Annotated in this window: 15 protein-coding genes; 4 read left to right on the plus strand and 11 right to left on the minus strand. The window is 71.9% G+C overall.

Features of this window, described 5'->3' with window-relative positions; translation table 11 throughout:
- Window positions 1–13 precede the first annotated feature (13 nt).
- Genes AC6I72_RS07365 through AC6I72_RS07415 form a run of 11 tightly spaced genes read right to left on the minus strand, consistent with a single transcriptional unit; the run spans window position 14 to window position 10,975 of the window.
- Window positions 14–883: a hypothetical protein gene (locus AC6I72_RS07365; RefSeq protein ID WP_498000063.1), complete on the minus strand. Its 870-nt coding sequence runs from the start codon at window positions 881–883 to the stop codon at window positions 14–16.
- Window positions 880–1,398 carry a hypothetical protein gene (locus tag AC6I72_RS07370; RefSeq protein ID WP_498000064.1) on the minus strand — a complete coding sequence of 173 codons (519 nt, stop codon included), beginning with the start codon at window positions 1,396–1,398 and terminating at the stop codon, window positions 880–882. The genes AC6I72_RS07365 and AC6I72_RS07370 overlap by 4 nt, the downstream gene beginning before the upstream one ends.
- Window positions 1,395–2,705, minus strand: a complete 1,311-nt coding sequence (locus tag AC6I72_RS07375) for an MCE family protein (protein WP_498000065.1) — start codon at window positions 2,703–2,705, stop codon at window positions 1,395–1,397. Before AC6I72_RS07375 ends, AC6I72_RS07370 begins: the two co-directional genes overlap by 4 nt.
- Window positions 2,702–3,982 (minus strand): MCE family protein, encoded by a 1,281-nt coding sequence (locus AC6I72_RS07380; RefSeq protein ID WP_498000066.1) that lies wholly within the window; start codon window positions 3,980–3,982, stop codon window positions 2,702–2,704. Before AC6I72_RS07380 ends, AC6I72_RS07375 begins: the two co-directional genes overlap by 4 nt.
- On the minus strand, window positions 3,979–5,010 hold the full coding sequence (locus AC6I72_RS07385; RefSeq protein ID WP_498000067.1) for an MCE family protein: 1,032 nt from the start codon (window positions 5,008–5,010) through the stop codon (window positions 3,979–3,981). The genes AC6I72_RS07380 and AC6I72_RS07385 overlap by 4 nt, the downstream gene beginning before the upstream one ends.
- The gene (locus AC6I72_RS07390; RefSeq protein WP_498000068.1) at window positions 5,010–6,098 is read right to left on the minus strand and encodes an MCE family protein; all 1,089 of its coding nucleotides are present in this window, start codon (window positions 6,096–6,098) and stop codon (window positions 5,010–5,012) included. The genes AC6I72_RS07385 and AC6I72_RS07390 overlap by 1 nt, the downstream gene beginning before the upstream one ends.
- Window positions 6,095–7,153: an MCE family protein gene (locus AC6I72_RS07395; protein WP_498000069.1), complete on the minus strand. Its 1,059-nt coding sequence runs from the start codon at window positions 7,151–7,153 to the stop codon at window positions 6,095–6,097. The genes AC6I72_RS07390 and AC6I72_RS07395 overlap by 4 nt, the downstream gene beginning before the upstream one ends.
- Window positions 7,150–8,403, minus strand: coding sequence for an MCE family protein (locus AC6I72_RS07400; RefSeq protein WP_498000070.1), 1,254 nt, complete (start codon window positions 8,401–8,403; stop codon window positions 7,150–7,152). The genes AC6I72_RS07395 and AC6I72_RS07400 overlap by 4 nt, the downstream gene beginning before the upstream one ends.
- A 1-nt stretch (window position 8,404) precedes the next feature.
- The gene (locus AC6I72_RS07405) at window positions 8,405–9,211 is read right to left on the minus strand and encodes an MlaE family ABC transporter permease (RefSeq protein WP_498000071.1); all 807 of its coding nucleotides are present in this window, start codon (window positions 9,209–9,211) and stop codon (window positions 8,405–8,407) included.
- 4 nt (window positions 9,212–9,215) lie between these two features.
- Window positions 9,216–9,980, minus strand: coding sequence for an MlaE family ABC transporter permease (locus AC6I72_RS07410; protein ID WP_498000072.1), 765 nt, complete (start codon window positions 9,978–9,980; stop codon window positions 9,216–9,218).
- Entirely contained in the window at window positions 9,977–10,975 is a 999-nt protein-coding gene (locus AC6I72_RS07415; protein WP_498000073.1) for an ABC transporter ATP-binding protein, read from the minus strand. Before AC6I72_RS07415 ends, AC6I72_RS07410 begins: the two co-directional genes overlap by 4 nt.
- A 741-nt stretch (window positions 10,976–11,716) precedes the next feature.
- Here AC6I72_RS07415 and AC6I72_RS07420 point away from each other — a divergent pair.
- From AC6I72_RS07420 to AC6I72_RS07435, 4 genes are all read left to right on the plus strand, one after another.
- Entirely contained in the window at window positions 11,717–12,349 is a 633-nt protein-coding gene (locus AC6I72_RS07420) for a hypothetical protein (protein WP_498000074.1), read from the plus strand.
- A 268-nt stretch (window positions 12,350–12,617) separates the two neighbouring features.
- The gene (locus AC6I72_RS07425; protein ID WP_498000075.1) at window positions 12,618–14,201 is read left to right on the plus strand and encodes a DUF6801 domain-containing protein; all 1,584 of its coding nucleotides are present in this window, start codon (window positions 12,618–12,620) and stop codon (window positions 14,199–14,201) included.
- A 38-nt stretch (window positions 14,202–14,239) separates the two neighbouring features.
- Window positions 14,240–15,190, plus strand: a complete 951-nt coding sequence (locus tag AC6I72_RS07430; protein WP_498000076.1) for a hypothetical protein — start codon at window positions 14,240–14,242, stop codon at window positions 15,188–15,190.
- A gap of 231 nt (window positions 15,191–15,421) precedes the next feature.
- Window positions 15,422–16,630, plus strand: a complete 1,209-nt coding sequence (locus tag AC6I72_RS07435) for a PucR-like N-terminal domain-containing protein (protein ID WP_498000077.1) — start codon at window positions 15,422–15,424, stop codon at window positions 16,628–16,630.
- The last annotated feature ends 84 nt before the right edge of the window (window positions 16,631–16,714 follow it).

Consider the following 16,714-nt stretch of genomic DNA (forward strand, 5'->3'; position numbering starts at 1 on the left):
CTCGCGTGTGCCGTCAGCGGCTCTGGAGGTCGACGATCCGCCACTGGTCCCCCTCCCGTCGGGCGGTGACCGCCAGCTGGGCCGCCGCGGCCGACGCCTTGCCCTTGCCCCGTCGGGACACCTGGTCCAGCAAGACCAGCAACTCGGCTTCGTCGCCGTGGAGTTGGACGACCCCGACGCGTACGGCCTGGGTGCTCAGGGTCACCCGCTCCCTGGCGACGTCCGCGCGGATCCGGCCGACGAGTGCGGTGTACTGGCGGGCCGCCTTCCCAGTGAGGACGGACCGCGCGGAACGCTCGGTGGCGTCTAGGCCGTCCGGGGTGTACGAGAAGACGCGGGCGAGGTCGTTGCCTACGTCCCCGGCGACCCGGGTGGTGGCCTCGTCGTCGGTCAGGGCGGTGTTCCGGGCGGAGGGTGCGGAGCGCAGCTGGTGGGCGCCGTAGAAGAAGCCGCCGCCCGCGAGGACGAGGACGAGCGCGCTCGCCGCGAGGGCGGCCCGGCGGAGCGTCCGGTGCCGGGAACGGCGCGCGGGTGCCCCGTCCTCGTCGGGCCCTCCGGCGCCGGACGCGTCCCCCTCATCGGTGCCGGGCGCGTGCCCCTCCCCGGTGCCGCGCGCGTGCCCCTCCCCGGTGCCGGGCGCGTTTCCCCCGGTGCCGGAGGCGTTTCCCTCGGCGCCGGAGGCGGTCCTCTCCTCGGTGCCGGACGCTTCCTTCTTCTCGACCCCGGGCGCGTTTTCCTCGGTGCCGGACGCTTCCTTCTCCCCGGTCCCGGACGTTGCCTTCTCCTCCGGGTCGTCCTCCGCGCGCACCTGATCCGCCCGCTCCTCCCGGGTCCGCTCCCCGCCTTCCCGCTCCCGGCGGTCCTTGCGCAGCAGCCGTGTCATCGGCCGTCGTCCTCCCCCGCCGTCCGTGCGAGCGGCACCGCGTCCAGCGCCTTGACCTTCCATTCGTCGTCACCGGTGCGCAGCAGGACCGCTTCCAGGCGTTTGCGGTCCGTGGTCGGTGTCCCCGACCCGGCCGGGGTGACGTCCACACGGACCGTCGCGATGAGTTTCGCGGTGCCCGCCCGGGTGTCGAGCGCCGTGACCGCGGCGTCGGTGACGGTGCCGCGCGCCGAGGCGCCCGTCCTGGGCGCGGTGCGGCCCAGTTCGTCCTGGAGCGGGCCGGTCGAGGCGTCGCGCCAGGCCCGGATGCCCGCCTTCGCCTTCTGCGGCGAGGAGGCGTCGAGGGTGGTGAGGACGGTGAGGGCGCCGCGCCCGTCGGCGAGTGCGGCGTCGCGCTGGCGGCCGTAGGCGAGCGAGTCGTCGCCGCGGGCCTGCGCGTACGTCCACGCGCCCGTGCCGCAGAAGGCGAGCGCCAGCGTCAGTCCGGCGCCGGCGAGGACGCGGGCCCGCCTCACCGGTCACCCCCGCCCGCCGGGGCGAGCAGGCCCGCCAGGCCGGCCGGTGAGCCGTCGCCGACGCCCGGCAGGGCGAGCGCGCCCGGCAGGGGCGGGGGGAGCGGGCCCCCGGTGCCCGGGTCCGCCGTGCCGTCGCCCGTGGTCCGCGCGCCGCTGCCGGAGGGCAGGGAGGCGGGTGCGGCCGGGTCGGGCACCGCGCCGCCGCCCGGGGCGTTCGCCGAGCCCCGTACGCCGATGCCGCTGGAGGCCGGGGCGGTGCACGAGGCGCCGGTGTTGAGTGCGGGTGCGGTGCCGAGGTCGAGGCCGTTGCGGTAGCGGGTGGCGCCGTAACCGGCGGTGCAGGGCAGGGGTTTGAAGAAGGTGACGGCCATGCCGAGGTTCAGTTTTCCTCCGTCGACGGCGGTGGCGCCGGCGGCGACGGCCGCCGGGTACTTCACGAGCAGTTCCTCGATGCCGTGCTGCCGGGTGACGGCGACCTCGGAGGTGGTGAGCAGGTTGGCGAGGACCACGCCCAGGCTGGGGTCGAGGTCCCGCAGCACGCCGCTGATCTGGGTGGCGGCGTCGGGCGCGACGGTGAGCAGCCGGCGCAGGTCGGCGTCGGATCCCTTGAGGGTGCGGGCGAGTTGCCTGGCGCCGGTGGCGAAGTCCCGTACGGCGCGGCCTTCTTCGGCCTGGGTGCGCAGGACCGTCTCGCCGTCGTCGATGAGGCGGGTGGTGGCGGGCAGGTTGCGGTCGGCGGCCCGGACGAACTCGCTGCCGTTGTCCAGCAGGACCTGGAGGTCGTCGCCGTGGCCCTCGAAGGCCTTGCCGAACTCGTCGACGACGGTGCGCAGGTCGTCCAGCGGTACCGACTTGGTCAGGTCGTTCACGCTGGTGAGCACGTCGGTGACGGGGGCGGGGACCTGGGTGTCGGACTGCTCGATGCGGGCGCCATCGGCGAGGTAGGGGCCGCTGTCGCCCTGGGGCCGCAGGTCGATGTACTGCTCGCCGACTGCGGACAGCCCGGCGACGACGGCCCGGGTGTCGGCGGGGATGCGCGGGGCGGACTTCTTGATGCGCAGTTCGGCGACGACGCCGTCCCCGGTGAGGTCGATCGGGCCGACGCGGCCCACCGAGACGCCGCGGTAGGTGACGTCGGAGTGGGTGAACAGCCCGCCGGTGCGCGGGAGTTGCACGTCGACGGTGTAGTAGTCGGCGACGCCGGCGTAGCGGCCCAGGTCGGCGTAGCGGATGCCGACGAAGCCGAGGACGAGGACGGCGATGACGAGGAAGGCGAGGTTCTTCAGGCGCACGGCGAGGGTGATCACTGCTGGCGGCCTCCGTCCTGGGCCGGGGTGGGGACGGACGGCAGGGGCAGCGGTGCCGACGGGGAGGTCCGGGCGGCCGGCGTGGACCCGGCGGTGGCCTTCCCCGTCCCCGCGGTGGTCCCGCTCCCCGCGGCCTTCCCGGTCCCGGCGGCGGCCGGTGTCCGGCCGTTCGCGCCGCGGGCGCCGGCCGCCGCGGGGGCGGAGGGCGAGGGCGAGGGGCCGGTCTGCGGCACCAGGGCCGGGATGACCTGCGTACCCGGTAGGGCGACCATGTTCAGGTACACGTTGAGGTAGTCGCCCTTGACGCCGCGCAGCACCTCGTCGGTGAACGGGTAGGTCAGCAGCACCTGGAGCGAGTCGGGCAGGTCGGCGCCCGCGTCCGCGAGGTTTCTCAGGGTGGGCGCGAGCGCCTTGAGGTTGGCGACCATGTCGTCCTTGCCGGCGTTGATGGTGGAGACGGCGACGCCGGACAGCGTGTCGAGGGAGCGCAGCATGGTCAGCAGGGCGCCGCGCTGCTCGTCCAGGGTCTTCAGGCCGGGTGAGAGGCCCGTGAGGACGGTCTGTACGTCGGTCTTGCGGTGGGCGAGGGTGGCGGCGAGCCGGTTGACGCTGTCGAGGGCGTCGGTGATGTCGCCGCGGTGCCGGTCGAGGTCGGTGACGAGCGTGTCGACGCGCCGGAGCATGGAGCGGACCTCGGGTTCGCGGCCGCCGATGGCGGTGTTCAGTTCCCTGGTGATGGTCTTGAGCTGGTTGACGCCGCCGCCGTTGAGGAGCAGGGACAGCGCGCCGAACACCTCCTCGACCTCGGTGTTGCGGCCGGTGCGGGTGATCGGGATCTCGCTGCCGTCGGTGAGGTGCCCGCTGCCGGTTTCCTTGGCGGGGGCGACGAGCTGGACGTACTTCTCGCCGAGCAGGCTGGACTGTTCCAGGCGGGCGCCGGCGTCGGCGGGCAGCCGCACATCGCCGTTGATCTTCATGGTGACGCGGGCCTTCCAGCCGTCGAGGCGGATGGCGGTGACCCGGCCGACGGCGACGTCGTCGACCTTGACCGCGGCCTGCGGGACGAGGCTGAGGACGTCGTCGAGTTCGGCGGTGACGGTGTAGGGGTGGGAGCCGAGGTCGGCGCCGCCGGGCAGCGGAAGGTCCTCGATGCCGTCGAAGCGGGGGGCGGTGACGGAGAACGCGCCGAAGGCCAGCGCGAATCCGAGGGCCAGGGCGATCAGTCCGCCCGCTCCGGCTCCCAGGGCCGCGCCGCCGGTGCGGATGGAGCGCTTCACCTCTCCCCCTTCCCCGGGGCGCCGCCCGTGGCCGCGGCGCCGCCGGTGGCCGGCAGCGGCAGCAGCGGTCCGCCCATGCTGATCTCGTTGAGGTCGGCGCGGCCGTCGAGGGTGCGGTGATCGGTGTCGTAGGCGTTCACGACGTTGCCCGCGGCCAGCGGCGCGACGTCCAGTGCTTCGGCGAGCGAGGCCCGCTGCCGTACCAGGGTCTGGGTGACGGGCACCAGCTTGTCGACGTTCTTCTTCAGTTCGCCCCGGTTGTCCTGGATGAACTGCTTGACCTGGCCGAGCGCCTTGCCGAGTTCGGCGAGCGCCCCGGCGAGGTCGTCCTTGTTGTCGGCGAAGAACCCGACGACGGTGGCGAGCCGTTCCTGGGCGGTGCGGACGTCGGCGTCCTTGTCCTTCAGCATGGTGGTGAAGGTCTGGAGCCTGCTGAGGGTGGCGAACAGGTCGTCGCTGGAGCCGTTGAGGGTCTTGGCGGCCTTGCCGAACTGCTCGATGCTGTCGCCGATGGCCCTGCCGTTGCCGTCGAGGTTGGCGGCGCCGGTCCTCAGCAGGTCGGACAGGGCGCCGGTGGAGTTGGCGCCGTCGGGCCCGAGTGCCTTGCCGAGGTCGGTGATCGAGGCGTAGAGCTGGTCGATCTCGACGGGGGTGCGGTTGCGGGAGGCGGGCAGCACGGCACCGTCCGCGAGGGCGGGTCCGAACCGGTAGGCGGGGGTGAGCTGCACGAAGCGGTCGGCGACGACGCTCGGCGCGACGATCACGGCGCGTGCCCCCTCGGGGACCTGTACGCCGTCGTCGAGTTCGAGTTCCACCCGCACCTGGGTGCCTTGCGGCCGTACCGACGTCACCTCTCCGGCCCGTACGCCGAGGATGCGCAGGTCGGAGCCGGCGTAGATGCCGACCGCGCGGTCGAAGTAGGCGGTCAGCCGGGTTCCGCCGGAGTCCAGGACGCGGGCGACGGCGAGTCCCGCGGCGACGACGGCCAGGGCGACGGCCGCGGCGAGGAGTTTCCTGCGTGTGCTCATCACTCTCCGCTCCCCTGGGCCGGCGCGGCCTGCTTCGGCGGCATGCATCCGGTCGTGGGCTGGGACCGGGCGGGCAGGTAGTCGCGGGGGACGACCCCGCACAGGTAGCTGTCGAACCAGCGCCCGTTGCCGAGGGTGTTGCCGACGAGGCGGTAGTACGGGCCGACCAGGGCCAGGGTCCTGTCGAGCTGGGTGTTGTTCTTCGCGAGGACGTCGGTGACGCGGCCGAGTGCCTTGAGGGTGGGGCCGAGCTGCCGGTCGTTGTCCTGGACCAGGCCGCTGAGCTGGGTGGCGAGCGCCCTGCTGCCGGTGAGCAGGGCGCGGATGGCGTCGCGGCGGTCCTTGAGTTCGCCGAGCAGGGAGCCGCCGTCCTCGATGAGCGTCTCGAAGCTGGACTTCTTGTTCTTCAGGGTCTGGGTGAAGCGGGCGCTGCCCCGGAGGAGTTCGGAGAGTTCCGCGTCGCGCTTGGAGACGGACTTCGACAGGGCGGACAGGCCGGTGGCGGCGTTGCGCACGGCGGGCGGCGAGTCCTTGAAGGTCTGCGATATGGTCTCGAAGCTCTCGGCGAGCTGCCGGGTGTCGATCCGGTCGACGGTGGAGCTGAGGTCCTGGAAGGCCTGGGTGACGTCGTACGGCGAGGTGGTGCGGGTCAGCGGGATCCGGCTGCCGGGGTCCTGGCGGGCGGTGCCGAGCGGGTCGAGCGCGAGGTACTTGTCGCCGAGGAGGGTCTTGATGGCGATGGCGGCGGTGGTGCGGTCGCCGATCCAGGCGCCCTTGGTCTCGAAGCTGACCTTCACCCTGCCGCGGTCCAGGGAGACTCCGGTGACCTTGCCGACCTTGACGCCGGCGATGCGGACCTCGTCGCCCTTGTCGAGTCCGGCGGCCTCGCTGAAGTCGGCGCTGTAGGCGGTGCCGCCGCCGGTCAGCGGGAGCCGGTCGGCGTTGTAGGCGAAGACGGTGAGCAGGGCCAGCAGGAGCAGGCCGACGAGGGCGACGGCGATCGGGTTGCGTTCCTTGACGGGCTTGAGGCGGGTGCGGCGGGGCGGCACGGCCTGATCGTCGGGGCGGGGTCGCTGCAGCAGGGTCATGCGCCGCACCTCTGTTCCGTGACCGCGATGCCGGTCGGCGGCCTGGAGCCGTCGGAGGTGCTGACTCCGCTCACGCGCGCCTCGCACAGGTAGAGGTTGAACCAGGATCCGTAGGAGGACAGCCGGGCCAGGGCGGTCATCTTGGCGGGGCTCTTGGCCAGGAAGTCCTCGATCCGGCCGGTGGCGTCGCCGAGGTTGCCGGAGAGCCGGCCCAGTTCGCCGATGTCCTGCTTGAGGGGGGCGCGGCCGTCCTGGAGGAGGCCCGCGGTGACGGTGGTCAGGTCGCCCATGGCGGCCACCGCCCGGCCCAGCGGTCTGCGGTCGTCGTTGAAGCCGCTGACGAGCTTGCGGAGCGTGTCGACCAGGGTGTCGAAGCCGGCCTCGCGTTCGTTGAGGGTGGTCAGGACGGTGTCGAGGTTCTTCACGACCGCGCCGATGACCTGGTCCTTGGCGGCGACGGTGGTGCTGAGCGAGCCGATGTGCCGGATCAGGCTGTCCACGGTGCCGCCCTCGCCCTGGAGGACCTGCACGATCGATCCGGCCAGTTCGTTGACGTCCTTCGGGGAGAGTCCCTCGAACAGCGGCTTGAAGCCGTTGAAGAGCAGGGTCAGGTCGAGGGCGGGCGCGGTGTGGTCGAGGGGGATGGTGTCGCCGGAGGCGAGGGTGCCGCCGACGTCCCCGCTGCCCCGGTCCAGGGCGATGTAGCGCTGGCCGACCATGTTGAGGTACTTCACGGCGGCGGTCGTGGAGCGGGGCAGGGTGCGGTCGTCGCGGACGCTGAAGGTGACCTGGGCGGTGCGGTGGTTCACGACGCGTACGTCGGTGACCTCGCCGACCTTCACCCCGGAGACGCGCACGCTGTCGCCGTCGACGAGGCCGGTGACGTCGGTGAACAGGGCCTTGTAGGAGCGGGTGCCGTCGCCGACGCCCCGGTTGGCGACGCTCAGTCCGAGGACGGTGGTGGCCAGCGCGGTGACGATCACGAACACGAGGGACTTCAGGACGGGCCCGGTCAGGGGGCGGCGGCGGGTGTGCGCGCTGCGCGGGGCGGTCACTTGAGCGTCACCTCCGTGCCGCGCAGGGCGGGTCCGGCCAGCAGGCTGCTCCAGTCCGGCAGGTCGCCGGGCTGCTTGCCGGCGGCGGGGGCCAGCAGTTCGTTGACGAGGGCGTTCTCCTGCGGGGAGTTGGCGGGCCCGAGGTCCTGGCCGGCGGTGGCCCGGGCCTGTGCGGCGGGCTGGGCGGGGACGCCGAGGTAGGGCACCGGGTAGCAGTGCGGGCCGCCGGAGGCGTCGTAGGAGGGGGTGTCCCGGCCGGGGAGGTAGGCGCCGCGCGAGGGCACGGTGGTGACGTCGACGTGGAGTCCGGGCCGGTCGGTGCCCTTGCCGAGGGCCTTGTCCATCCGGGGCACGAACTCGGCGAGGGTGCGCAGCGTGCACGGGAAGGACGAGGAGTACTCGGACAGCAGCCGCAGGGTGGGTTTCGAGGTGGCGCTGAGCCGGATGATGTTGTTCTTGTTCTGCCGCAGGAACGAGGTCAGGTCCTCGGCGGTGCGGGTGGTGGCGCCGAGGGTGCCGGCCAGCTCGCCGTCCTTCTCGGCCAGGGTGCCGGTGGTGGTGGTGAAGTCGGTGAGCGCGGTGACGATGTCGGGGGCGGCGTCGGCGTAGACCTGGCTGACCTTCACGAGTTCTTTCAGGTCGCGGTTGAGGGCGGGCAGTTCGGGGTTGAACCTGCGCAGGTGGGCGTCGAGTTCGGTGAGGGTGTCGCCGAGTTCCGCGCCGCGTCCCTCCAGGGCCCGGGAGACGGCGGAGAGGGTGGCGGAGAGTTTCTGCGGCTGCACGGCGGTGAGCATGGGCAGCACGTTGTCGAGCACCTGCTGGAGTTCGACGGCGTTCGCGGACCGGTCCTGCGGGATCCGCGCCCCGGCGGCGAGCGGTGTGCCGGAGGGGTGCGGGGGCGGGACGAGGGCGACGAAGCGGGCGCCGAACAGGGTGGTCGGCAGCATCTGGGCGCGCACGTCGGAGGGGATGTGGGCCAGTGCCCCGGGCCGCAGGGCGAGGGTGAGCCGGGCGCCGTGGTCGGTGGCGTGGATGGAGCGGACCTCGCCGACGACGACGCCGCGCAGTTTCACCTCGGCGCCCAGGTGCATCTCGTTGCCGACGCTGCCGGTCTCCACGACCACCGGGTCGGAGTCGGTGAACTGCTTGTCGTAGACGGCGACGGAGAGCCAGACCAGCAGGGCGGGCACCACCAGGAACACCACGCCGGCCAGTCGGCGGCGCACCACTTCGCCTCGGTGTCCGCTCATCTCACCCCGCCACCTTCACGGTCGTGGTGGCGCCCCACAGGGCGAGCGAGAGGAAGAAGTCGGTGAGGCCGATCAGGACGATGGCGTTGCGCACCGAGCGGCCCACGGCGACGCCGACGCCGGCCGGGCCGCCGGTGGCCCGGTAGCCGTAGTAGCAGTGGGCGACGATCACCATGACGCTGAAGATGAGCACCTTCAGGACGGACAGCAGCACGTCCGTGGGCGACAGGAACAGTCCGAAGTAGTGGTCGTAGGTGCCGTGGGACTGGCCCTTGAACAGGACGGTCACGTAGCGGGAGGCCAGGTAGGAGGAGAGCAGCCCGATCGCGTAGAGCGGGATGATGGCGACGACGCCGGCGATGATGCGGGTGGTGACGAGGTAGGGCAGGGAGCGGATGCCCATGCCTTCGAGGGCGTCGACCTCCTCGTTGATGCGCATGGCGCCGAGCTGGGCGGTGAAGCCGGCGCCGACGGTCGCGGACAGGGCGAGTCCGGCGACCAGCGGGGCGATCTCGCGGGTGTTGAAGTAGGCGGAGACGAACCCGGTGAACGCGGCGGTGCCGATCTGGTCCAGGGCCGCGTACCCCTGGAGTCCGACGACGGTGCCGGTGAACAGGGTCATCGCGATCATCACGCCGATGGTGCCGCCGATGACACCGAGGCCGCCGGTGCCGAACACGACCTCCGCGAGCAGCCGCTGCACCTCCTTGAGGTAGCGGCGCAGGGTGCGCGGGACCCAGAGCAGGGAGCGCAGGTAGAACAGGAGCTGGTCGCCGGAGCGGTCGAGCCAGACGAGCGGGGAGGCCACGGCCTCAGCCTCCCTTCGGCGGGACGATCTGGAGGTAGACGCCCGTCATCACCATGTTGACGTAGAAGAGCAGGAGGAAGGTGATGACGACGGACTGGTTGACCGCGTCGCCCACGCCCTTGGGGCCGCCCCGCGGGTTGAGTCCGCGGTAGGCGGCGACGATGCCGGCGATGAACCCGAAGACGAGCGCCTTGAGTTCGCTGACGTACAGGTCGGGGAGCTGGGCGAGGGAGGAGAAGCTGGACAGGTAGGCGCCGGGGGTGCCGTCCTGGAGGTAGACGTTGAAGAAGTAGCCGCCGAGGATGCCGACCACGGAGACCAGTCCGTTGAGCAGGACGGCCACGCCCATGGCGGCCAGGACGCGCGGGACGACCAGGCGCTGCACCGGGGAGACGCCCATGACCTCCATGGCGTCCAGTTCCTCGCGGATGGTGCGCGAGCCGAGGTCGGCGCAGATCGCGGAGCCGCCGGCGCCGGAGATGAGCAGGGCGACGATGAGCGGGCTGGCCTGCTGGACGACGGCGAGGACGCTGGCCCCGCCGGTGAAGGACTGGGCGCCGAGCTGCTGGGTGAGCGAGCCGACCTGGAGGGCGATCACGGCACCGAAGGGGATGGAGACGAGCGCGGCGGGCAGGATGGTCACGCTGGCCAGGAACCAGAACTGCTCGATGAACTCGCGGAACTGGAAGGGCCGTCTGAAGATGGCCCGGCCGACCTCCGCGGCGAGTGCGAAGAGCCGGCCGGTCTGCCGCAGCGCTCCGGTGATCACTGGCCGCTCCCGTGCGTGGGCAGCGTCAGCGTGGGTGCGCCGGAGGGGCCGTGGGCGCGCTCGACGGCCGTGCGGGCGGCGGGCGGCAGCCGGTCGAGCATGCCCATGACCCGCTCGCGGCGACGCTCCACGGCGCGGCGCGGCGGGAGGCCGGGTGACGGCTCCAGTTGCGGCACGATCTCGCGGGGTCCGGACGGCAGGGGTACGGCCTCGGCGGCGAGGGTGGCGGCGTCCTTCTCCTCGGACATGCCGATGGGCCCCTCGCGCCGGGCGGCGAGGAACTGGGCGACGACCGGTTCGTCGCTGGTGAGCAGCACCTCGCGGGGCCCGAAGGTGACCAGTTCGCGGCGGAAGAGCATGCCGATGTTGTCGGGGACGGTGGCGGCGATGTCGAGGTTGTGGGTGACGATCAGCATCGTCGCGTCGATCTGCGCGTTCAGGTCGATCAGCAGCTGCGAGATGTAGGCGGTGCGGACCGGGTCGAGCCCCGAGTCCGGCTCGTCGCACAGGATGATCTGCGGGTCGAGCACGAGCGCGCGGGCCAGGCCGGCCCGTTTGCGCATGCCGCCGCTGATCTCGCCGGGCAGCTTGCCCTCGGCGCCCAGCAGGCCGACGACCTCGATCCGCTCCATGACGATGCGGCGGATCTCGGACTCTTTCTTGCGGGTGTGCTCGCGCAGCGGGAAGGCGATGTTGTCGAAGAGCGACATGGAGCCGAAGAGGGCGCCGTCCTGGAACATGAGCCCGAAGAGTTTCCGGGTCTCGTAGATGTCGCGTTCCGGTCCGTTCACCATGTCCACCCCGTTGATGAGGACACGGCCGCGCTCCGGTTTGAGGAGCCCGATGAGCGACTTGAGGAACACGGTCTTGCCGGTCCCGGACGGGCCGAGCATCACACTGACCTCACCGGCCGGAAGGGTGAGGGTCACATCCTGCCAGATGCTCTGCTTGCCGAAGGACTTGGTCAGGCCCTCGACGACCACTTCGATTCCCATATCACCTCCGACAAGAGTGGGTCAGGTGTGCACCGAGGAGCGCACGTTAAGTCGGTGCACGGCTCACTGACAATAGGCAGGTACCGGGTTCCTGGTGCGCATTCCGTCTTTGTCACCGGGCAGACAAAAAGCGGTCCGGCACTTGTCTCCGGGAGACAGGACAGGGCCGCGCGCCTCCGGGGGGAGTGGATCCGCGGGCCCTGCCTGCGGACGACCGGCCCCGAAGGAGGGCAAAGGCCGGAAATCGCCCGTCGTGTCTCCGGCCGGCGGCGGGCCGCCGACCTGGAGATCAGCGCCGTACCCGGCACGTTACGGCCGGGTAACCTCGGCGGGCAAGAGCAGGTCCGCAGTTTTCGACGACATTCTCTTCGGCCATTCACAGCCTGTCAGACGGGCTACAAAAAAGAGCCGCCCTTTTGTCACCGAGCTGCGTGTCGGGCACCCCGGAAAGCGACCGGGGCGACGCATTCCGGACTTCTCGCACGCGGCGCCGGGAAAATCCGGGGCGCGCACCCCTTAGCAGCGGATGACTAAGCGGGTGCGCCGACTGCTCACCCGGTCGACAGATGCTTGTCCTTTTCAAAGAATCATGGTCGGCGGCATTGTTCGGCCAAGTTTCCCGCAAGTAACGTCGGTGCTCGCGATCGAGGATTCCGATCCCCTGGACCGCACGGCTCCCGCTCCATCCGTTCCGTGGCGGTCCGTCTCTGCCGGTCAATCCCCAAGGAGAGTCCCAGAGCCATGAAGAAGTCCATCAGAAGGATCGCCGTCGTGGCGGGCGCGGGCGCGGCAGCGTTCGGCATCGCCGTCGCCCCCGCCTCCGCGAACGCCTCCACGGTCTGGACCGTGAACCCGACGCCGGCCAACTACACGGCGACCAACAGCGGCAACATCATCCTGACCGCCAACATCCCGATGACGTGTACGACATCGGGCGCGTCGGGCACCATGGCGAGCAACACCGGCAACCCGTCGCAGGTCGCCACCATCAGTGCCATCAACTTCGGCACCGCCACCACGCCGTGCACCAGCCTCCTGGGCAACGTCACGACCGTGGCCACCACGCCGTGGAAGATCATGGCGAAGGACTACAACGCCACGACCGGTGTCACCACCGGCTACGTCGACAGCATCAGCGCCAAGGTGAGCGCCGGCGCCTGTGTCTTCACCGTGACCGGCAAGGCGTCGGGCACCTACACCAACTCCACCGGCATCCTGGCCGTCAACAGCGTCTCCGGTGAGCTGACCGTCACCTCGGCCACCAACTGCGGCACGGTCGTCACGACCTCCACCAAGCCCACCTTCAAGGGCAGCTACGCCGTCAAGGTGTCCGGCACCAGCACCATCCCGACGATCAAGGGCTCCAACCCGTGAGTCCTGCCCGTCCGCTCGCAACCGCCTGACCGGGTCACCCCCGGCCGGGCGGTTGCCGCCGGTCCGGGGTTTACCGCCACGGCGGGTCCCCGGCCGGCACCGCCCGGAAGAAGGAGCGTCACCCCGTCGTGAAGAGGTTCCCCGGCGGGTCACCCGCTCGCAGGGGCGACCGCACCGTCAAGGCGACCCGTACCGGCACCGCCCCGGCGCCCGCCGGCTCCCACCCGTGAGGCAGACACAGATGACAGGCCGTCAGGCAGACCGCCGGATGACCCCCCGAATCCGCGCCCGGAGCGCGTCGACCGCCGCGCTGATCGTGCTGGCCGCCATGGTCCCGGTCGCCGTCGCCACCGCGGCCCCCCAGCGGGTCGACACCGCGCTCCCCTATGTGTGCGCCTTCCCCTCCGGCCGGCAGCAGGCGACGGTCCACGTCTCGGCGGTCCTGCCGGACCGGGTGGGCCCGCGTGAGGCGATCCGGCCCACACAGGTCGAGACCACGGTGGAGCTGCCGGCCGCCGCAGTGGCCGCCCTGGACCTGCCGAAGGGCGGCGAGGTGAACGCTGCCACGCGCCTGGCCGTCGCGGTCGCCCAGAACAAGGCCGGCGCGGAGGCGACCTGGCGCGGCACCGCACAGCCCGTCACCGTCCCGGAGTCCGGCCCGCTCACGCTGGCCTCGACCGGCGACGTCCCGTCGGTGACCGCGCAGAGCACGGGCGACCTGACGCTCTCCGCCGGTGACCTGGCCATGGACCTCGCGGTGACCGCGTCCCCCACCGGCTCCGCCACCCCCTCCACCGATCCGGCCACCGGGGGCAGCACCCCGGCCACCGTGCAGTGCACCCTGGGCGAGGACGCCCCCGGCCAGGGACTGCTGGCCACCGTGCCGGTCGGTTCCGTCACGTCCGGGCCGGGGAGTTCTCCGCCGGCCTCCCCGGCCGGCACGGGCACCGGCACGCCGTCGGCGCACTCTTCGGCGTCCGGCCGGCCGCAGCCGCACCCCGGCGACCCGCAGAGCGAACGGGCTCCGAAGATCACCGGTACCACGCCCGGCGCCACCACCGACCGCCGCGACGCGCCACCGTGCCGCTACGACGAGCACCATCCGGCGACCTCCACGTCGCTGAACGCGTACGTCACCGGCTACTCGAACGTGCGCAAGCAGAAGGCGGCGTCACTGCTGCCGCTGTCCTGCTCGCTGATCGAGCAGGGAGACCTGAACTTCGGGGCCGCTCCGGACGGCAGGCCCGTCCTCACGCAGCACTCCGACGGCCAGTTCTTCTACCACGACGAGGCCCGGACCCCGCCGTTCAAGGCCACCCTGCTCACCTTCGGCTTCGTTCCGGCGACGGCCACCATGGTGCTGGAACAGACAGGCCCGCTGACCATCGACTCCTTCGGCTACATGGACACGTTCCCCCTGGCCCTGGACACGTACGTCCGAGTACCGCTGGTGCTCCACGTCACGTCCTTGACGGTGAACGGTACGCGGCTGGACGTGGGACCGTCCTGCCGGACGCGGACGCCGCTGCGTTCGGCCGACCCGGAGCCCGCGAAGTTCCCCGGCGACCACCTGGTGCTGCACGGCAGGGGCGAGATGGGCACCGGCCAGGACGCCGAGGGCTATCTGGTCTCCTCCGGCGGCCCGCTGACCGGCTCGGCGGACATCCCCGCCTTCACCGGGTGCGGTACGGGGGGCGAGGACCTCGACCCCCTGCTGACGGCCTCGGTCTCCGGCCCGGACAACTACATCAAACAGATCCAGGGCCAGACGTGCGGCCAGGCCGCGCCCAACTACGACAGCGAGTGCACCAAGGACCTGCAGCCCCTGAAGATCCCCGTCCCCGCGCGCTGATCCCCCGGCTCCCCCCGCACCCTCACGGAAGGCACCCCATGACCAGACTCTCCCGCCGTGCCGGACTCGTCACCACCGTCACCGTGCTCGGCACCGCCCTCGGCTCCGTCGCGGCGATGGGCACGGCGACCGCCGCCACCGCCCAGCTCAACGGCGAGTGGGCGCCCTTCACCCGCTGTCCGGTGAGCGCCCCCGCGATGCTGGCTGCCGACGGCCTGGCGCAGACTCCGCAGTGTGTGGTCTCCACCTCGGCCGGCGGCTCCATCAAGCTGGGCAACACCACGGTGACGACGGGCCGCACCGACCTCCAGATGGGCGTCGTGCAGAACTCCGACGGCACCAGCACGGTCGTGGCCCCGTCCGCGGGGGCGATCATCGCCGACTCCGCGACCGTCCCGGGCGGCCTGCTCGGCCTGATGTGCCCGAGCGACGTGCCCGCGATCACGGCCATCTGCGAGCAGATCACCAACAGCAGCCTCAACAAGATCACCGCGACCGTGGAGTCCGTGGGCGCGCCCACCGACTTCAACCAGACGGCGGGCATCGTCACCGGCGAGCCGATCGTCGCCATCCCGGTCCGTATCCACCTGCAGAACCCGTTCCTGGGCAGCAACTGCTACATCGGCACCAAGTCGAGCCCGATCGTGCTGCGCCCGAAGAACCTGAACTACCCCGAGTTCGGCATGACGTTCTTCAAGGGCGACGGCACCCTCGCCGACGACGGCGACATGAGCCGGATCAACCTCACCGGCGCCACCCAGAACGACAGCACCTTCGCGGTGCCCGGCGCCAGCGGCTGCGGTCTGGGGCTGTTCGGCCTGATCGACGCGGCGGTCAACCTCAAGACGGGGCTGCCCTCCGCCGCCGGGAAGAACAGCATCACCCTCAACGACACCCAGACCTCCCTGGCGGGTCTGAACGCGCCCGGCACCGTCGTCCCCGACGCGGGCAAGGTCCTCGCGCGGAACTGGAACTCCGCCGTCAAGTAATGGCCGCACGGCGGCGATTATCAGCCGTCCCGGTCGGCCGCACCCGCCCCACGGCATCAAAGTGTGCACAACCTGTGTACGGATCAAGGAAGTTGATTTAGCTTCACCTTTCACACAGGTCTGCACCTGACGACCGGTCTTCTGTCGCCCGCCGCCCGCCACCACGGCGGCGGGCGGCGTCCGGCCGGTCCCCCCACCGGGCGCGTCGGAAGAGCAAGGGACGACCAACTCATGCCTTCAACCGTACGGACACCGGAGGTCGGAGAGCCGCTCGACCCCCTGCCCAAGGAGTTCGCGGCCTTCATGCGACCGGAGTTACCCGGGCTCATGAAGGAGATACGCATCGAGGTCACCCGCGCCTACCCCGTCTACGGCCGCCTGCTCAACGGACCGAACGCGGACGCCATCCGCCAGGGCGTCGAACAGGCGCTGTCCGCGTTCGTGGACCGCGTCGCCGAACCCGGCAAGAACTCGGCGCTCCGCGACGAACTGCTCCGCAAGTTCGGCCGCGTCGAGGCCTACGAGGGCCGCGAACTCGACACCCTCCAGGGGGCCTACCGGCTCGGCGCCCGGATCGCGCTGCGCCGCGCCAAGGCCGTGGGCCGCCAGTACAACCTCTCCCCCACCGTCATCCTCGCCTTCGCCGACGCCCTGTTCGCCTACGTCGAGGAACTGGAGGCGCTCTCCCGCGAGGGCTACGTCGAGGTGCAGTCCCGGGCCTCCTCCGAGGTGCCGGCCCTGCGAAGACAGCTGCTGCACCTGATCCTGGCCGCTCCGCCGCTGCCCCAGTCGACCGTGTCCGGGCTGTGCGAGGCCGCCGCCTGGCCGCTGCCCGCCGACGTCACCCTCGTCGCGCTGCGCTCCCCGGTCCCCGACCACCTGGAGGCGGGCCTGGCCGGGGACGTCCTGGCCGACCTGGAGATCCCCCAGCCGCACCTGCTCGTCCCGGGCGCGCTGACCCCCCAGCGGCAGGCCATGCTCGACACCGCCCTGGCCGGCGCGCACGCCGTGGCGGGCCTGACCGTGCCGCTCACCCAGGCCGCCGACTCCATCCGCTGGGCGCGCCGCGTGCTCCAGCTCATCGACGAGGGCGTCGTGGCCGACGCGCCGCTGGTCCGCTGCGAGGACCACCTGGTGACGCTGTGGCTGCTGTCCGACCCCTCGCTCGTGTCCCATCTGGCGGCCAGGGAGCTGGCCCCGCTCGACGACCTGCCCTCCAGCCGCCGCGACCGGCTCGTGGAGACCCTGCGCGTGCACATCTCCACCCGGGCGCCCGCGGAACAGGTCGGCGAGATGCTGGGCGTGCACGCCCAGACCGTCCGCTACCGCCTGCGCAACCTGGACGCCCGTCTCGGCGACCGCCTCGCCGACCCCGACCACCGCTTCGCCCTGGAGGCCGCCCTGCGCTCGCTGCACCTGCGGCGCGGCGAGGGGGACTGAGGACCGGCCGCGGCGACGCCGACGGGGCGGCGCGACCGCGCCGCCCCGTCGAGGGTCCGGGGGTCCGGGGCACCGGAACCGGGG

The sequence above is a fragment of the Streptomyces sp. Xyl84 genome, from assembly GCF_059731885.1.